Source organism: Arthrobacter sp. GW460-12-1-14-TSB2, from assembly GCF_059423525.1.
On record NZ_JBWKYC010000004.1, the window covers coordinates 274,686 to 291,625 of the forward strand.

General features: G+C 65.8%; 16 protein-coding genes, 2 tRNA genes and 2 pseudogenes. 13 read left to right on the plus strand and 7 right to left on the minus strand.

Annotated elements, in window-relative coordinates:
* Positions 1–66 precede the first annotated feature (66 nt).
* Positions 67–154 (minus strand) — tRNA-Ser (locus tag AC07YR_RS08565).
* A gap of 123 nt (positions 155–277) precedes the next feature.
* Between AC07YR_RS08565 and AC07YR_RS08570 the strand changes: the two genes are divergently transcribed.
* The 7 genes from AC07YR_RS08570 to AC07YR_RS08600 all read left to right on the plus strand — a co-directional run bounded on the left by AC07YR_RS08570 (position 278) and on the right by AC07YR_RS08600 (position 6,745).
* Positions 278–1,261, plus strand: a complete 984-nt coding sequence (locus tag AC07YR_RS08570) for an NAD(P)H-quinone oxidoreductase (protein WP_494733705.1) — start codon at positions 278–280, stop codon at positions 1,259–1,261.
* A gap of 134 nt (positions 1,262–1,395) precedes the next feature.
* Complete coding sequence (locus tag AC07YR_RS08575; protein WP_436056684.1) at positions 1,396–1,932, plus strand: PadR family transcriptional regulator; 537 nt, start codon at positions 1,396–1,398, stop codon at positions 1,930–1,932.
* Between the two features lie 143 nt (positions 1,933–2,075).
* A complete protein-coding gene (locus AC07YR_RS08580; protein WP_494733706.1) occupies positions 2,076–4,376 on the plus strand; it encodes a carbon starvation CstA family protein in 2,301 nt (766 codons plus the stop codon).
* Between the two features lie 13 nt (positions 4,377–4,389).
* Positions 4,390–4,581, plus strand: a complete 192-nt coding sequence (locus AC07YR_RS08585; protein ID WP_055800663.1) for a YbdD/YjiX family protein — start codon at positions 4,390–4,392, stop codon at positions 4,579–4,581.
* A gap of 155 nt (positions 4,582–4,736) precedes the next feature.
* Entirely contained in the window at positions 4,737–5,360 is a 624-nt protein-coding gene (locus AC07YR_RS08590) for a bacterial proteasome activator family protein (RefSeq protein ID WP_055800660.1), read from the plus strand.
* 7 nt (positions 5,361–5,367) lie between these two features.
* Positions 5,368–5,823 carry a hypothetical protein gene (locus AC07YR_RS08595; RefSeq protein ID WP_055800657.1) on the plus strand — a complete coding sequence of 152 codons (456 nt, stop codon included), beginning with the start codon at positions 5,368–5,370 and terminating at the stop codon, positions 5,821–5,823.
* 76 nt (positions 5,824–5,899) lie between these two features.
* Positions 5,900–6,745: an aldo/keto reductase gene (locus AC07YR_RS08600; protein ID WP_055800655.1), complete on the plus strand. Its 846-nt coding sequence runs from the start codon at positions 5,900–5,902 to the stop codon at positions 6,743–6,745.
* A 99-nt stretch (positions 6,746–6,844) separates the two neighbouring features.
* Here AC07YR_RS08600 and AC07YR_RS08605 read toward each other — a convergent pair whose 3' ends face one another.
* Positions 6,845–7,081, minus strand: a complete 237-nt coding sequence (locus AC07YR_RS08605; RefSeq protein ID WP_436056686.1) for a hypothetical protein — start codon at positions 7,079–7,081, stop codon at positions 6,845–6,847.
* A 39-nt stretch (positions 7,082–7,120) separates the two neighbouring features.
* A complete protein-coding gene (locus AC07YR_RS08610) occupies positions 7,121–8,125 on the minus strand; it encodes a hypothetical protein (protein ID WP_494733707.1) in 1,005 nt (334 codons plus the stop codon).
* 86 nt (positions 8,126–8,211) lie between these two features.
* Between AC07YR_RS08610 and AC07YR_RS08615 the strand changes: the two genes are divergently transcribed.
* A complete protein-coding gene (locus AC07YR_RS08615) occupies positions 8,212–8,688 on the plus strand; it encodes a hypothetical protein (RefSeq protein ID WP_494733708.1) in 477 nt (158 codons plus the stop codon).
* Positions 8,689–8,769: 81 nt separating this feature from the next.
* A complete protein-coding gene (locus tag AC07YR_RS08620; protein WP_494733709.1) occupies positions 8,770–11,649 on the plus strand; it encodes a cation-translocating P-type ATPase in 2,880 nt (959 codons plus the stop codon).
* On the opposite strand, the gene AC07YR_RS08625 is transcribed toward AC07YR_RS08620, so the two are convergent.
* A complete protein-coding gene (locus tag AC07YR_RS08625; RefSeq protein WP_494733710.1) occupies positions 11,563–12,888 on the minus strand; it encodes an MFS transporter in 1,326 nt (441 codons plus the stop codon). The two genes, AC07YR_RS08620 and AC07YR_RS08625, sit on opposite strands and share 87 nt — an antisense overlap.
* 92 nt (positions 12,889–12,980) lie before the next feature.
* Here AC07YR_RS08625 and AC07YR_RS08630 point away from each other — a divergent pair, with 92 nt between their 5' ends.
* A complete protein-coding gene (locus AC07YR_RS08630; RefSeq protein ID WP_156372362.1) occupies positions 12,981–13,388 on the plus strand; it encodes a hypothetical protein in 408 nt (135 codons plus the stop codon).
* Between the two features lie 95 nt (positions 13,389–13,483).
* Positions 13,484–13,860, plus strand: a pseudogene (gene thyA, locus AC07YR_RS08635) (thymidylate synthase); the annotation flags it as partial.
* On the opposite strand, the gene AC07YR_RS08640 reads toward thyA, so the two are convergent.
* Positions 13,821–14,408: a hypothetical protein gene (locus tag AC07YR_RS08640; RefSeq protein ID WP_494733725.1), complete on the minus strand. Its 588-nt coding sequence runs from the start codon at positions 14,406–14,408 to the stop codon at positions 13,821–13,823. The pseudogene thyA and the gene AC07YR_RS08640 overlap by 40 nt on opposite strands.
* A 340-nt stretch (positions 14,409–14,748) precedes the next feature.
* Positions 14,749–15,228 carry a hypothetical protein gene (locus AC07YR_RS08645; RefSeq protein WP_494733711.1) on the minus strand — a complete coding sequence of 160 codons (480 nt, stop codon included), beginning with the start codon at positions 15,226–15,228 and terminating at the stop codon, positions 14,749–14,751.
* Between the two features lie 125 nt (positions 15,229–15,353).
* Here AC07YR_RS08645 and AC07YR_RS08650 point away from each other — a divergent pair.
* Positions 15,354–15,502 (plus strand): annotated as a pseudogene (locus tag AC07YR_RS08650) (GatB/YqeY domain-containing protein); the annotation flags it as partial.
* A 303-nt stretch (positions 15,503–15,805) separates the two neighbouring features.
* Here the strand turns inward: AC07YR_RS08650 and AC07YR_RS08655 are convergent.
* Positions 15,806–15,878: transfer RNA gene (locus AC07YR_RS08655), tRNA-Thr, on the minus strand.
* Between the two features lie 236 nt (positions 15,879–16,114).
* Between AC07YR_RS08655 and AC07YR_RS08660 the strand changes: the two genes are divergently transcribed.
* Positions 16,115–16,870 (plus strand): HAD family hydrolase, encoded by a 756-nt coding sequence (locus tag AC07YR_RS08660; protein WP_436056692.1) that lies wholly within the window; start codon positions 16,115–16,117, stop codon positions 16,868–16,870.
* Positions 16,871–16,940: the final 70 nt, after the last annotated feature.

A 16,940-nucleotide genomic window follows, 5' to 3' on the forward strand; every position in this document is an offset into this window, starting at 1 on the left:
GCCCTTAACCGGGATTAACGGAAAATGCCCCGGGTCCTGATGGTTCAGGGCCCGGGGCATTCTTCGCGGAAGGTAAGAGATTCGAACTCTTGGTACGGGGTTACCGCACACTGGTTTTCAAGACCAGCTCCTTCGGCCGCTCGGACAACCTTCCTTACCGAGTAGTGTTTCATAGGCAGTTGGCTGCGACAAAAACCGTCCGGAGTGTTTGCGGGCTCGCGCGGCCGCTGCACACTATTTTTTGTGGCAGGAAGCAGCTAGGAATCGGGAGTTTTCCATGAAGGCCGTCTACGTTAGCGAGGCCGGCGGGCCTGAGGTGCTCGAAGTGCGCGAGGTCCCGGCTCCGGTTCCCGGCCCCGGCGAGGTGCTGATCGACGTCGTCGCCGCGGGACTCAACCGGGCAGATGTCCAGCAGCGCAGGGGGTTCTACCCGCCGCCGCCCGGGGGGTCGGACATCCTTGGCCTGGAAGTTTCCGGCCGGATAGCGGGCTTCGGCTCCGGCGTGTCCAAACCGTTTTCGGTGGGGGACAAGGTGGTGGCACTGCTCTCGGGCGGCGGTTACGCCCAGCAGGTGGCGGTCCCGGCCGAACAGGTGCTGAGGATTCCCGACGGCGTGGATCTGGTCACTGCCGCGTCCCTCCCCGAAGTGGCGGCCACCGTCTATTCGAACCTGATCATGACGGCGCAGCTCCAGCCGGGTGAGACCGTGCTGATCCACGGAGCCACCGGCGGAATCGGCACCATGGCCATCCAGCTGGCCAAGGCCTTTGGTGCCACGGTGGCCACCACGGCCGGAACGGCTGAGAAGGTGGGCACCGCCAAAGCCTTCCTCCATGCGGACATCGCCATCAATTACACGGAGGAGGACTTTCCCGAATCCCTCCGTGCGCAAAACGGCGGACACGGGGCCGACGTCATCCTGGACGTTGTAGGCGCCAAGTATCTCGGGCAGAATATTGACGCCCTCGCGGATTACGGCCGGCTGATCGTGATCGGACTCCAGGGCGGCACCAAGGCGGAACTGGACCTTGGAAAGCTCCTCAGCAAGCGGGCCGCCATCATCGGCACGGCGCTCCGCCCGCGCCCGGTGGCGGAGAAGGGCGTGATCATGAACGCCGTCCGGGATGCGGTGTGGCCGCTCCTGTCGGACGGCCGCATCCGGCCCCTGGTAGCCAAGACGTTTCCGCTGGAACAGGTGCGGGCGGCGCACGAATACTTCGACTCCGGCGACCATGTGGGGAAAGTCCTGCTCGTCATGTAGCCGAACGCCAGGCCCGCAAATGAATACCCGGTATTGCCTCGACGTCGAAATCACGCTACTGTAGTTCCATACGCGGTATGCACGCGTCTTGGGGGCGCGTGTATGCCGTCGTCTTTGCGACATCAGGGGGCAGTATGTCCATTCGCCATAGTCTCCTCGCCCTGCTTCAGGACAAGCCCCGTTACGGGTACCAGTTGAGGGTCGAGTTCGAGGACCGCACCGGCTCTGCCTGGCCGCTGAACATCGGGCAGGTCTACACCACCTTGGACCGGCTGGAACGGGACGGGCTGGTCACGAACGACGGCGGCGACGGCGAAGGCCACGTCATCTACAGCATCACCGACGCAGGCCGCGGCGAAGTCACGGGCTGGTTCCAGGCCCCGGTGGCCCGCAGCAATCCTCCCCGGAACGAACTCGCCATCAAGCTCGCCCTCGCCGTGACCATTCCCGGCGTGGACGTCCCGGCCGTCATCCAGGCCCAGCGCACCGCTTCAGTGAAGGCGCTCCAGGACTACACCAAGACCCGTCGCGAGGCCTCCGCCAGCCTGCGCCGGGCGGACACCGCGTGGCTGCTGGTGCTGGACTCACTGATTTTCCAGACCGAAGCAGAGGTCCGGTGGCTGGATCTTTGCGAGGCGCGGATGGCGCAGTTGAACACGCCCGCACCCTAGTCTGCTAACCGCTCAACGCTCCCGTCCGACCGTTCAGCGAGAGCCTCAAGAGCGCCACCCCAAAAGCAGTATCCCTGCGTCCGGGGCGTTGATATGGTGCGAAGGGGAGATCACTTTTCAGCTGGGGTTCTCGAGGAGGAGACATGGGCAAAATGCCGGATGGCAAGGCGCGGACAGCATTATCGGAGGACGCTTTGGTGCATGATCCAAAGCTTCCACCAACATCGGTGGACGAGGCGGTCCGGGAGGCCGAAGAACGCAAATGGACACCGACGAAGATCGCCATCTGGGCCGCGATCTCGCTGCTGGGCGGCCTCTCCTGGTTCATGCTGGCCATCGTCCGAGGCGAGACGGTCAACGCGATCTGGTTCGTGTTCGCCTCCGTCTGCACGTACCTGATCGGCTACCGCTTCTACTCCAAGGTGATCGAACGGTACATCACCAGGCCTAACGACCGCCGGGCCACCCCTGCCGAGTACAAGGCGGACGGCAAGGACTACGTCCGCACCGACCGCAACGTCCTGTTCGGCCACCACTTTGCCGCCATCGCCGGCGCAGGCCCCCTGGTCGGCCCAGTTATTGCGGCCCAGATGGGGTACCTGCCCGGCACCATCTGGATCATCATCGGCGTCGTACTGGCCGGAGCGGTGCAGGACTACCTCGTCCTGTTCTTCTCCATGCGCCGTGGCGGCCGCTCGCTGGGCCAGATGGCCCGTGAGGAACTCGGTGTGATCGGCGGCACCGCCGCCCTGATCGCCACCCTGCTCATCATGGTTATCATCGTCGCGATCCTGGCCCTCGTCGTCGTGAACGCGCTGGGCGAAAGCCCCTGGGGCGTGTTCTCCGTGGGAATGACCATCCCTATTGCCCTCTTCATGGGCGTCTACCTCCGCTTCATCCGCCCAGGCAAAGTCATGGAGGTGTCGCTGATCGGCTTCGTGCTGCTGATGGCCGCCATCATCGGCGGCGGCGCAGTGGCCGGGACCGAGTGGGGCGCGGCGTTCTTCCACCTGGACAAGGTCACCATCGCCTGGGGCCTCATCGTCTACGGCTTCATCGCCGCCATCCTCCCGGTCTGGCTCCTGCTGGCTCCTCGGGACTACCTCTCCACGTTCATGAAAATCGGCGTGATCGTCATGCTTGCGCTGGCCATCATCGTGGTCCGTCCCGAAATCACTGTGCCCGCCTTCAGTGAATTTGCCAGCAGGGAAAACGGGCCGGTGTTCCCCGGGGCGCTCTTCCCGTTCCTGTTCGTCACCATCGCCTGCGGCGCCCTATCCGGCTTCCACGCACTGATCTCTTCCGGCACCACCCCGAAGCTGATCGAAAAGGAACGCCAGGCCCGCCTGATCGGCTACGGCGGCATGCTGATGGAATCCTTCGTGGCCATCATGGCCCTCGTGGCAGCCATCTCCATCGACCGCGGCCTGTACTTCGCCATGAACTCGCCGGCCGCCCTGACCGGCGGCACCGTGGAAACGGCAGCCACCTGGGTCAACAGCCTGGGCCTGTCCGGGGTGAACATCACTCCGGATCTCCTGTCGGAGACCGCCAGAAACGTCGGCGAGCAAAGCATTGTGTCCCGCACCGGCGGTGCGCCCACGCTGGCCGTCGGCCTTGCCCACATCATGCAGCAGTTCATCGGCGGGACGGCCATGATGGCGTTCTGGTACCACTTCGCCATCATGTTCGAAGCACTGTTCATCCTCACCGCCGTGGACGCCGGCACCCGCGTGGCACGCTTCATGCTGCAGGATTCCATCGGCAACTTCATCCCGAAGTTCAAGGAGCACTCCTGGCGGCCGGGAGCCTGGCTCTGCACGGCTGTGATGGTCGGCGCCTGGGGCGCTGTGTTGCTGATGGGCGTCACGGACCCGCTGGGCGGCATCAACACGCTGTTCCCGCTGTTCGGAATCGCCAACCAGTTGCTGGCAGCCATTGCGCTGTCCGTTTGCCTGGCCATCGCGGCACGGCGGGCCTCGTTCAAGTACCTCTGGATTGTGGCCCTTCCGCTTGCTTTCGCAGCCGTCGTCACCATCACTGCCAGCTTCCAGAAGATCTTCTCGCCGGTTCCGGCAGTAGGTTACTTCGCCAACAACGCCGCGTTCTCCAAGGCCCTGGCCGACGGCAAGACGGAATTCGGCACGGCCAAGACGGTTGCGGCCATGGAGGCCGTGGTCCGCAACACCATGATCCAGGGGTGGCTGTCGGTGATCTTCGTAGTGCTGAGCATCATCGTGATCATCACGGCGATGGTGGCCACAGTGAAGGCGTTCCGGGATGCGAAGCAGGGCGTTGCCCACGCAGACCACGAGGACCCGCCCGTGCCGTCCCGCGCCTACGCGCCGGCGGGATTCATTCCCACGGCTGCTGAGCGGGAACTGGTGGCAGAGTGGAACAAACTCCCCGCCGACCTGCGCCTCGAAAAGGCCGCACACCACTGATGCGGGGCTCGTCATGAACGCGATACTCGAAGGGTTCCGTGGCTTCGCCCGTTATTTCGGCGGAGTAATGGGAGCGGATGCCTATGCGAAGTACCTGGAGCACCACGAGGCCTCAGGGCATACGGAAGCGCCCATGACCGAGCGCGAGTTCTGGCGGGACCGCACGGACCGCCAGGACAACAATCCCCAGGGCCGCTGCTGCTGACCGGCCGCTGCTGATGGGAACACCTGCGCCGGGGCGCCGTCGGATCTTAGGGTCCGACGGCGCCTCTGGCCTTTTCGGGGCACCGCCGGTTCCGGCCGGGTCAACTGGCTTCACGGACGCGCGCCTGCGCTCGCGGCTCGTGAGAGTATGAAGCCATGAGCGATCCGAACGACACTCAGCCTGCTGTTGAGGACCCCGTAGAGGGCACCACCCTGGACGACGCTGCATCTTCCCGCCCGGCGTTTGGCCCTCAAACCGGCCCCCGGCCGAGGGGGAGCAACCTCCAGGACCTGGTGGATGAGCCCGCCAAGGTGATGCGGATCGGCACCATGATCAAGCAACTGCTGGATGAAGTGAAATCGGCACCCCTGGACGAAGCCGCACGCGGGCGCCTGGCAGCAATCCACGAACGCTCCATCAAGGAACTCGAGGACGGGTTGGCGCCTGAACTCGTCCAAGAGCTGGAACGGATCAGCCTGCCCTTTCCGGAACAGGCGACTCCTTCGGAGGCGGAACTGCGAATTGCCCAGGCCCAGCTCGTCGGCTGGCTGGAAGGGCTGTTCCACGGCATCCAGACCGCCATCGCCGCCCAGCACGCCGCGCGTGAACACGCCGCGGCGCAGAGGCAACTGCGCCAGCTGCCGCCAGGAACCGTTATTGCTCCGGGTGTGGTGATCGGTGAGGACGGCGAGCCACAGCGTGCCCGGCTGCCGCATCCCGGAGGGGAGCGGGCCGGCACACCGGAAGATCCGGACCACGGTCCCGGCCAGTATCTCTAGGGTCGGCGTGGCATTCTTCGCAGCTGCCCGCCAGGGGCGCAAAGACGACGCCGAGCTCGGCAAAGGGCTGTGGCGGCGCGCCCACGACCGTTTCCTTCGCGGGCTTGACCGGTTCCACCAAGTCCTGGAAGGCGTGGAGGACGATGTGCTGTACGCCGAGCTCGTGGAGATCGCCAACGATCTCGCCGGCCTCGCCATCAGGGTCCGGCAGGTGTGCGTCGAAGCCCAGCGGCGCTCACCCAGTGACGGCCTGGACATCCCGGGCGCATTGGCCGGCGTCCACCGATCACTATCCAAGGCGGGCAACTCCCTGGCGACCACCGCTGAGGCGGCAGCGATGCTGCGCCTCGCCGTCGGGCCGGTGCCGGTAGGCGCTGCCTCGGTCCGCCGACGGGCCGAGTCGGTCTTTGAACAGATCGCCGACGCCGAACGCCGCCTTGCCGAACAGCCGCAGGATTCGTAGCTATTCCCGGTTAAGCGCCTAGCTTAGCCGGGCGTTTTTGCTCGCCGGGCGCTGCTCCCGTTGGCAGTATGAAGTAATGACTTTTTCTCCTGAACTGACTTTCAACGACGGCAACACCATTCCCCAGCTCGGCTACGGAGTGTGGCAGGTTGAGGACGACGTAGCGGAAAAGGTAGTGGTCCAGGCCTTCGAGGCCGGGTTCCGCCACATCGACACCGCCAAGATCTACGGGAACGAAGCAGGCGTGGGCCGCGCCATTGAGCGCTCCGGGTTGAAGCCTGAGGACATCTTCATCACCACCAAGCTGTGGAACGCGGACCAGGGGTACGAGTCCACCCTTGCGGCCTTTGAAGCGTCCATGGAGCGCCTGGGCCTCGAAACCCTGGACCTGTACCTGATCCACTGGCAGCAGCCGCAGCAGGACAAGTACGTGGACACCTGGAAGGCCCTGATCGAGCTGCAGAAGCGCGGCCGGGTCAAGTCCATCGGTGTCTCCAACTTCACCACCGAGGGACTGCAGCAGATCATCGATGAGACCGGTGTTGTTCCGGCCATCAACCAGGTGGAGCTGCACCCGTTCTTCAACCAGGCCGAACTGCGCGAATTCAATGCATCCAAGGGCATCCTCACCCAGGCGTGGTCGCCGTTGGGCCAGGGCGGCGAGCTCCTGGAGCACCCTGCCATCGCGGAGATCGCGGCCAAGCACAGTGCCACGCCTGCGCAGGTGGTCATTGCCTGGCACCTGGCTCTCGGCAACGTGGTGATTCCGAAGTCCGTCACCGAGTCCCGGATCCGCGAAAATTACGCGGCCCTCGACGTGACGCTGGATGAGGCCGACATCGCAACCATCAACGGGCTGGACCGGACTGCCGAAGGCACCGGCCGCATCGGACCGGACCCCGCTGTCTCCGATTTCGCCTAGAGGGCTTCAGCGCTTCCGGCTTAGCTCCACGGAATAGCGTCGAAGACTAGGCCGGTCAGAAGGCCCCGCACTTGCACAGTGCGGGGCCTCTGGCGTTCTTCAGGCCGCCAGCCGTCCCTGTTCCGCGGGCACAGCGTCGATAACGGCCCAGCCCTGCTCGTCGGAAATGTTCCGGTTGGCGAATCGCTCCGCCTCCGGCAGGGAGTCGAACGTTTCCCTGCGGATCAGGCCGCAGTCGGTATCAAAATAGGTGACGTGGAATTCCCGGGGCTCCGGTGCGTCGCCGCCGAGGTTTCCCCGCGTAGTCGCCTGGCTGGTGCTGAGGTTCTTGTCCATGAATCCAGTGTGCAGCCGGCCTCTGACAGTAAAGGCGACTCAGTCCGGCGTGTTGCGAAGCCGGAGCACCCTCTCCCTCGCGAGCACCTCCGCCCGTCGTCCCTTTTCCGCTGCGCGGCCGGCCAGTTGCATCTGAGCAGCAGCGGACTCCCGCCGCCGCCTCGCCAGCTCGAACTCCTCGTCGACCTTCTTGAGGCGCGCGCGAAGGCTCCGGGCCTCGTCGCCCAGCCGGGTCAGGGCTGCCTCGGCTTCGTCGAAATCCGCAGTGCGTTGCTCCGCATCCTCCGCCGCTGACCGGGCGGCTTCTTCCGCCTCGGCCAGGCGGGCCTCGGCGCGCTCGACCGCCGAGGGCGCGGGAGCCGGCCGTTTCGTCCCGACCGCCTTCAACCGCGGTTTTTCGGCGGACCTTTCGGCAGACGGGCTGTCCGGTGGTGCGGGCTCCGGGACGCCGCGTGTCGGTGTCGCGGAGGCCCGCCGCGTCCCCGCGGGCGGGCCACCATCCGGCGTCGGCACTACCGGCTGCGCGGGGGCACCGGGGACCGCCACGGCATCCCGAAGGTCCACCCGGTCCACGCCGTCGGCTGACAGTACCCGGAGCAGGCGGCCGCTCCGCACGGCTGCCGCCGCGCTTTCGTCCACGGTGGCGGCCCGCAACGTCGCTTCAACCTCGGCTGCGACGGCGGCACTCACCTTCCGCCCCTGCTGTTCCGCCACCTCACGTGCCGTCCCCATCACGCGGGTGAGCAGCTGCCGGCGCTCCTGCGAGAGCGCGCGGAGGGCACCGGCGTCGAGGTCTTCCTGGGCGCCGCGCATGGCGGCTCCAAGCTTCTCCAGCTCCCCGAGCGAGTCCGGCCGGTGGACGGCCAGCATGTTCACCGCCCAGGCCGCCGCTGAGGGCTTCGGCAGGGCACGGACGGCATCAGCGAGATCCCGCCCGGCGTCCGCAGCTGCGGCTTTCGCCGCCGCGGTCCTGGCGGCCACGAATCCTTCGAGCGGCAACCGATAGAGCGCGGAGGCAATATCAGCCAATTGTTGCTCTCCCATGCGAGCATCATAGGGGCCCGGTTCACGCGCCGGCGCGACGACGTGTCAATCCATCGGGGACCCGATGCTGTAGTGGAGGAAATCGAATGATCGAAATTGCCGGGCTGCCTGCCCACATTCTGCTGATCCACGGCGTCGTCGTGCTGTCTCCATTGGCGGGGATCGCTGCCATCGTCTATGGCGTATGGCGTGCCGCGCGGGAATATCTGGTGTGGCCGCTGGGCGTGCTCTCCCTCGCCTTGGTCCCGTTGACGCTTATCACCGCCCAAGCCGGTGAACAGTTGGAGAAATCACGCCCGGCGTCGCAGCTCCTCCACGAGCACGTTGAACAGGGCGACCTGTTGAAGTACCTTGCCGTGGCGTTCTTTGTGGTCATGTCGGCGATGCTGGCTGTCACCCACGAACCCTTTGCGCGGCGGCTGGGCACCATCGGGCGGTTGCAGGACAATCGCGCGGTGCGGATCGCCGCGTTGACGGTGGGCGCCCTGGCAGGCGCAGCGCTGATCTACCAGAGCATCATCACCGGCCACTCCGGGGCCGCGTCAGTGTGGGCAGGCCGCTGATTCGACGCCGGACGGGGGCCGTAGGCCCCTTGCGCCACCCCGCCCGGTGGGCAAGGGTTGGGGCATGTGGGTGACAGCGCCATGACGGATGCCCCTCGGCAGGCGGCATCCATCGACGCTGTCCCCTGGTACCTCTGCGAGGCTGCCGAAGCGGTGGCCGCCGGCGGTGTTGACCCCGCGACCGGCCTCTCCTCGGCGGAAGCCGCCCGCAGGCTTGAGCGCGACGGACCCAACGAAATCGAGTCCGCGCCGCCAGCACCCTGGTGGCGACGGGTCGTATCCCAGTTCCAGGATCCGCTGATTTACCTGTTGCTGGCTGCGATCGCCATCTCAGTCGTCGCCTGGGCAGCGGAGGGTGCCCGCGGAGTTCCGGTCGATGCCGTCGTGATCAGCGCCGTGGTCCTGTTCAATGCGGTGCTGGGCTTCGTCCAGGAAAACAAAGCCGAGACAGCCGTGGCGGCCCTGCAGGTCATGACGGCGGCCAACTCCACCGTCCTGCGCGACGGCGAACTTAGGACGGTGCCCTCAGCGGGGCTTGTCCGCGGTGACATCCTTGTCCTGGGCGAAGGCGATGCCGTGGGCGCGGATGCCCGCCTGGTCACCGCCACGTCGCTCCGTGTCAGCGAAGCCTCCCTGACCGGAGAGAGCGAGCCGGTCTTCAAGAACCCGGGAACGCTGTCCGGAAATGTTCCGCTGGGCGACCGGGTGAACATGGTGTTCAAGGGCACGGCCGTCGCCCAGGGCGTGGGACGGGCGGTGGTGACCGGAACGGCCATGGACACGGAAGTTGGCGCCATCGCCGGGATGCTTGAGCGGACGGTCGCCGAGCCGACGCCGCTGCAGAAGGAAATTGCGGGCGTGAGCCGGCTGCTGGGCACTACGGTGATCGTCATCGCCGTCGTCGTAATGGTCACCGTGGTGGCGGTTAACGGCGTCAGTTCACTGAGCGATCTTGTGACTGTGCTGCTGCTCGGCGTGTCGCTCGCAGTGGCGGCTGTCCCGGAGGGGCTGCCCGCCATCCTGTCTGTTGTGCTGGCGTTGGGCGTGCAGCGCATGGCCCGGCGCAACGCCGTCGTGAAGCAGTTGCACTCGGTGGAAACGCTCGGCTCCGCAACGGTGATCGCCTCGGACAAGACCGGAACGCTGACCCGTAACGAGATGACCGTGGGCCGGATTGTCACGGCCTCGGGCGAGGTGGAACTAACGGGCGTGGGCTACCGGCCCGAGGGCCGTGCCCGCCAGGAGGGCAGGGAGGATATCGATCCGGCCGTGCTCCTCGAGGCCGGCCTTGTCCTGGCCGGCGGCACCTTCGCGAACAACGCCCAACTGACAGAGCACGACGGCGAGTGGGAGATCCAGGGGGATCCCACCGAGGCGGCCTTCCTCGTCGCAGCCCGCAAGCTTGAGGGGGTCACGGAGCGCGTCGGCGAATATGAACGTCACGGTGAAGTGCCGTTCACCTCGGAGCGGAAGCTTATGTCAGCGGTGGCGCACCACAAGGAACTGGGCACGCTGTCCCTGGTCACCAAGGGCGCACCCGACGTGCTGCTCGGACGCTGCACCGGGCTGCAGGTGGGTGAAAGCATTGTCCCGCTGGACGGTGCGCGCCGTGACCAGGCGCTTGCAGCGGTTGATGCTTTGTCCGCGCAGGCCTTCCGGACGCTCGGCGTCGCCTACCGCCGGTACGGGGACGCGGACAGGCACGAACTTGAGGTGCTGGACGAGGCTGATGAAAGCACACTGGTATACCTCGGAGTGGTGGGGATTATCGACCCGCCCCGGGCGGAAGCCGCCGCTGCGGTGGCGGCAGCCCAGCACGCCGGCATACGGGTGCTGATGATTACCGGCGACCATCCGCTCAGCGCGGCCCGGATTGCCGGCGACCTGGGGATAGCAGCGGCGGGGGAGCGGGCGGTCACCGGGGCGGAGCTCGATGCGATGGATGAGGCAGGGCTGCACGCCGTCACGGCCGCCACTTCGGTCTACGCGCGGGTGGCACCGCAGAACAAACTGCAGATCATTGATGCGCTCCAGGCGCAGGGCAACGTGGTGGCCATGACGGGGGACGGAGTCAATGACGCACCGGCGCTGAAGTCTGCGGATATCGGCATTGCCATGGGCGTCGCCGGGACGGAAGTGACTAAGGAGGCGTCCAAGATGATTCTGGCTGATGACAACTTCGCCACGATTGTTGCGGCCGTCCGCCAGGGCCGCATCATCTTCGAGAACATCGAAAAATTCCTCCGCTACCTCCTGTCCTCCAATATGGGTGAGGTCTTCACGGTTTTCCTCGGCGTCGTTTTTGCCGGAGCGCTGGGCCTGGCCGGTGCCCCGGGCGAGGCTGGCGCACTGCCCTTGCTCGCCACCCAGATCCTCTGGATCAACCTGGTGACAGATTCCGGCCCGGCGCTCGCCATGGGGGTGGACCCTGAGATCGACGACGTCATGGCGCGCCAGCCACGCAGGACCACCGAGCGGATCATCGGCCGGCGGATGTGGTCCGGCATCCTGTCGGTGGGCCTTATCATGGGGCTCGCGTCCCTGCTCGCCATTGACATCTTCCTGCCGGGCGGGCTGGTGGAAGGTGCCGATTCCCTGGACGTGGCGCGTACCGCCGGGTTCACCACCCTCGTGTTCGCCCAGTTGTTCAACGCATTCAACTCCCGTTCCGAGACTTCCAGTGCGTTCCACCGCCTGTTCGTCAACAGATGGCTCTGGGGCGCTGTGGCGCTGGCTGCGGTTCTTCAGGTCGCCGTGGTTGAGGTGCCATTGCTGCAGCGGGCTTTCGGGACGGCATCCATGGACGCCTACCACTGGGGAACATGCGTGCTCCTGGCATCCGCAGTCCTGGCTTTCGGTGAGCTCCGTAAATTGTCATTCAAGCTCCGGACCATGGGTGGACTCCGGGGCGGGGCCGGTCCCCGGGAAGGGTCCAGGCCCCGGGCCGGGTCGGTGGAATGACCGGACCACGGTTGCCAGCAGCAGGACCATCGAAACCGCCTGGAGGGTCGCCACGGCGGCAATGAGTGCAGGACGGGAGCCGTAGAGCGCGCCGTAAAGGGCGCCGCCGGCGAGTGCGCCGCCCCCTTCGAAACCGGCGAAGATTCCGTAAGCGGTTCCCTGCCTCGCCGGAACCACCAGGTCGGCCACCAGTGCCTTCACCGTGGAGTCCTGGATGCCCGTGGCGGCTCCCCACACGAACACTCCGGCCAGCACCTGTCCCGCGCCCGAGGAGAACGCCAGCACCGGGATCAAGGTAACCAGGGCCGGCAGGACCAGAAGCACGGCGCCGCCGGCGCGATCGTAGGCGTAGCCGCTGGCGAGAGCTCCCAGGGCGGCGGCTGCCATGCCGGCGGCGTAAACCAGCGGAACGGCGGCGACGGCAACGCCAACAGTGGACGTCAGATGGAACGCGATGACTCCGAAGGCCACCAGGCCGGCGCTCCAGAAGAAGGCGGAGACGGCGAAGAGGACGAACACCGCAGAAAGGCGCTCCCTCTGATGTACGGCAGGTGCCCGGGCGTCCGAGGCTTTCTGCACGTCCCGTGCCCCCGGCACAGGTGGTCCGTGTGGATCGGGGATGCGGCGCCGCATCCGGAACAGGAGTGCCATGGCAAACGTGGCGGGAATCGCCAGGACCGCGAACGCCGGCCACAGTGCACCGGTTGCCGCAATGACAGCGGAGGCGATCAGCGGACCGGCAAACGCGCCGGCAAGATCCAGTGACTTGTGCACCGCGAAACCGCGTCCACGCCCGATTGGCTCGGCAACGGCGGCCAGCAGGACGGTCTTCGCGGGGCTCCGGACCGCCTTGCCCACGCGATCGCCAATGATGAGGGCAGAGGCCAGCATGAGCCCTGCGACACCGAGAGCGGGCGTCACGGCAAGCAGCGGGATGCACAGGGCAGTGAGGGCATAGCCCGCCAGCGTGAACGTCCAGTATTTCCCGGTGCGGTCCGCCCACGGCCCGAAGACCAGCCGAAGCCCCTGGGCTGCTGCCTCGGCGCCGCCGGTGACCAGCCCGATCACCAAAGCGGAGGCACCCAACTGGGCAAGGAGCGGTCCGGCGAGCGGGCGTGCGCCGTCGGACACGGCATCAACGGCCAGGCTGACCAGCCCGAACCTGAGCACCATGCCCCACGGTGAGGCCGGAGGTGCCCCGCGCTGGGGAGCTGTCCTGTCCGAAGGGCGCTGTTCCACAGCTCAAGAGTTTCGGACGGCGTGCCGGAATTCAATAGCGCCGGCCTTCGCGGTACGGGTGCCCTGCAGCAGCCAGCGGATAAGATCGCAGAGTGACGAACTCACCGGGAGACGAGCGCTACGTTGTCCGCCGGTGGTGGAGAGGGCGGGCCCTGCCTTGGGCAGGGTTGGTCGGCGTTTCCATCATCCTGACAGGCATTTCCTTGGAGCGGACAATGTTGTTCGCCTACGAGCCGGTGCCTGAGTTTGTGGAGCGGCTGCGTGTGGGCCGGCTGTTTATGCTCGCCGGCTCGGCTGCTTCCATTGCAGCGGCGGTCTGGTCCCAGATCCGGCAATATCCGCTGTGGGTGACGCTCTGCGTTGCGGCGCCGGTTGCACTGGTGGGCCTGGCCACGATGATCACCACGCCGCCGTCGTTGATGCCGCAGATCTTTGGTTTGTTCGCCCTGCCGGCCGCGCTCGTAGGGCTCATCGGGGGCGTTACCTTCAAGCGGCGTTGACCGGGGCGCCTCCCACAGCGTCGTCAGGAAACCCCGGTCACCGGCCTGCTGTCATACGGCCGGGTAGCCGCCGTCCACCAAGTAATAGCCGCACGCCGTGCCACACGATGTTCCAGTTCCACGTCACCCCGGACAGTGACGGCAAGCCCTGGAAGCTGAACTGTCAGCTCTACCAGCGCTCCGGCGACCTCTTCCTGGGCGTCCCCTTCAACATCGCCTCTTATGCCTGCTGACCCACATGGTTGCCGAGCAGACAGGGCTCGAGGTGGGGGAGTTCATCCACACCTTCAGTGACGCACTCGTGTATTCCAACCACCTCGACCAGGTGAAGGAGCAGCTCTCCCGCGAGCCCCGTCCCTACCCGCAGTTGAAGATCACTCGGAAGCCGGAGTCCATTTTCAACTACGAGGTCGGGGACTTCGAGATCATCGGCTACGATCCGCACCCTGTCATCAAAGGCGCCGTGGCCGTCCAAGACTGCTGCTTGGCCAGGGCCCTCATCCCGGTGTGGTACATCATCTCGGTGTCCGGATCGGTGATGGGGGCTTCCGCATGTTCGAACTCGGCCGTGAAGTCGAACCCGTCGATGGTCTCCACTGTGCTGATCTTCGTCAGCGCTCCGAGGAGTGTGCCCTCGGCCAAGCGGAACTCGGTGCCGAAGTGCTTGGAGTTGAGGCTGCGAGCCCGCAGGTACGTCCAGCTGTTGGCTCCGAACCGCTTTTCAGGCGCGACCGGCATCGGGGCGCAGAGGGGCCAAGGCGTGCACGAGGGCAGGCTCTCGATCTGCGCGCGGGTTCTCAGGATCGGCCAGATGGGGATGGGGTCGGCGTCGGGCCCCTCCCCTAAGAGCCGCTCCGGGAAGCGGAAGTTCAAACCCCAGGCGGAGTCACGGTCTACGAACCGACCCATGCTGTCACACGTAGGCAGGTGGACTTTTCCGGCCAGTGAGATGATGTAGCAGTCGCCGGAGTCCAGCCACTCCTTGATGGCCGCCTTCTCCAGATCCGCCGTTACCCGCATGTGTTCGCGAAGCTCCTAATCGCTGAGTCCATCCAGGCTTCGGAGGAAGTCCTCTTGCTTGTACAGCGCCCTGGCAGCCACCGCGGTCCGCTCCGCCCGCGAATCGGTCATGCTCGTCGTTCCCGTCATGCCGTGAGCCTATCCGAGCCGACAGTGGCGGTGGGTTAGGGCCAGCCGCTGTAGGGGTCCGCGTTGTGATTGGTGGGCGGCGAGTCCTTTTAGATCCGGCCTCGCTGGGATTGAGGCTCGCCCTGGTGCTGCGGCGGTCGGGTGCGGCGGTGCTTTCGCTGCCAGTAAGCGTTCAGACCCCGCAGTATGGCCATGGCCGCGAGAACGCAGCCTAAACCAACCAGATACTCCAACAGGGTTGCTCGTCCCGGTGCTTCTGGCCCAACTCAAGGAGATTGATGTCGACCCTTCCGCTGGTGCCCGGCTTGGGCGAACCGCGCCGCTTGCGCAGCTGGGAAGCACGGTACTCGTCGCGGGACAACGCAAATGCATACAGGAAACCGAAAGCTCCCAGGAGGATGGGAAACAGTGCACCCCATTCTCCGTGCCCTTGCAGCAGGGTCACGATCAACATGACCAATGACCCGAGAAACATCAATCCCATGAAGGTACAGATGATGGCCATGCCCCACCAGGTGCTGACCTGGGCCTGGCCGCGGCCGGGCGTGAAGCCGATCTCCTCGCCTGGGTAGCTGTGCAGCTCGCCGGTGCTGGTCGTCCGCAAGACCCGCTTCTCGCCGGCTGCGACAGCCCTCTTGTGTTCGGCATACACGGCGTCATTGCGCCGCTCCTGCTCACTGGTATAGAACACGCGTCCCCCTTTTCCGTTCAGACTCTATGTGTGCGGGTCAGTTCACTCCGGTCGCAGGCTCCCGGTGAACCGCCACGATGCTGCCGCACACATGGGCCTCACCCTAACAAGAATGAGGCAGAACCATGTCCCTGAAGGAAAAGCTAAAGGGCGACGTCGTCGTCCACATGAAGGCTGGCAACACATTGCCCTGACAACCGTCCGCAATGTCCTGGGCGAGATCGAAACCAAGGAGAAGTTCGGCAAAACCCCGGTCGAGCTCGACGATCTCCAGGCTGCCCCGCGCGAAAACGGAGCCGAAATCCGGAACAAGCAGCTCACAATCGATTCGCCCAGGGTTTTTCTCATCGACCCCGTGTAACGGTTCCGGCCACGACGTCAGCATCCCCACGACGATCGTGAAAGTCCTCGGCCAGCCCACGTATTCTGATCCGCGGCTAGAATCGCCTCATGTTTGCAGCTGAACATTGAACGGAGGGAGACCAAAGTGTGCCCTGCCCCTAAGCGAGGGTTCGGGCTTAACCAGTAAAAAACCCCGCAAACCCCTAGAACTAGGGGTCATACGGGGTTCTTCCCGAGCTTCCTATCAGAATCGAACTGATGACCTTTTCATTACGAGTGAAACGCTCTACCGACTGAGCTAAGGAAGCACCGCACGACAAAACCCGGAAGAACCGGGCGGATCATGCAAGAGACAACTGTAATAGAGTCCCCTGCCCGGGTCAAAATGAGCAGATCGAACGTCCGCAGAATGGCCGTGGCGGACGTTGTCTGGATGTTCACCCTGCGGTCGGTGCGGGTTCAGCGCGGGGCCCCGGAGCGCTTGCACTGTGGAACGACCAAAGCGGCCGCGTCGGCGGCCGCATGTCAGCGAAGGGGCTTGGCCATGACTCCGGACACAGCAGACGCATCCGCACCGGAAGCCGCACCCGCACTCCGCGGCACGCTTCCCGGCGCCGCCCACGAGGTACGGCTGGCCGTGCTCGCGATGGTGGGAACAACAGTATTCGACGGCGGCCTGCTGGAACGCGCCATGACCCGCACCCTGGCGGACCAAGGCGTGGGGGAAGGATCGGCCCAGTTCGAGCGCATGCTTCGCTACGCCAAGGACACGGCGGGCATGTCGAAACTCGCTGTCTTCAGCCAGCTGTTCGAGGACCGGCACCGGGCCGCCGCAGCCAACACCTTTTTCGAACGGAGCTGCGACGAGCTGATAGCGGACGGCGTCATCCAGGCTGTTCCGGGCGCGGAGGACGCCATTGCGTGGCTCCGCGAAGCCGGCATCATGGTCTGCCTTGCCACCGGCTTCGGCCGCCACACGCAAAACATGGTGCTGGAGAGCCTCGGCTGGATGGGGCTGGCGGACCTGAGCCTCTGTCCGGCGGATGCCGGGCGGGGCAGGCCCTATCCGGACATGATCCTGACGGCCGTCCTGGCACTGGACCTGGATGACGTCCGCAAGGTCGCCGTGGTGGGGGACAGCTGCGCCGACATCCAGTCGGGCCTGCGGGCAGGCGCGAGCACAGTGGCGGGTGTCCTCACCGGAGCGCACGGGGAACCGGCGCTGCGCGCGGCCGGCGCCACCGCCGTCGTACAGTCCATCCGGGACCTGCCGGTGCTGCTGGAGCCCCGGTCCGAGTAGTCCGGTCCAACTGATCCGGTCTCGTAGTCCGGTTCGTGCAGGCATTACGCCGGGGCTCGCCTATGCAGGG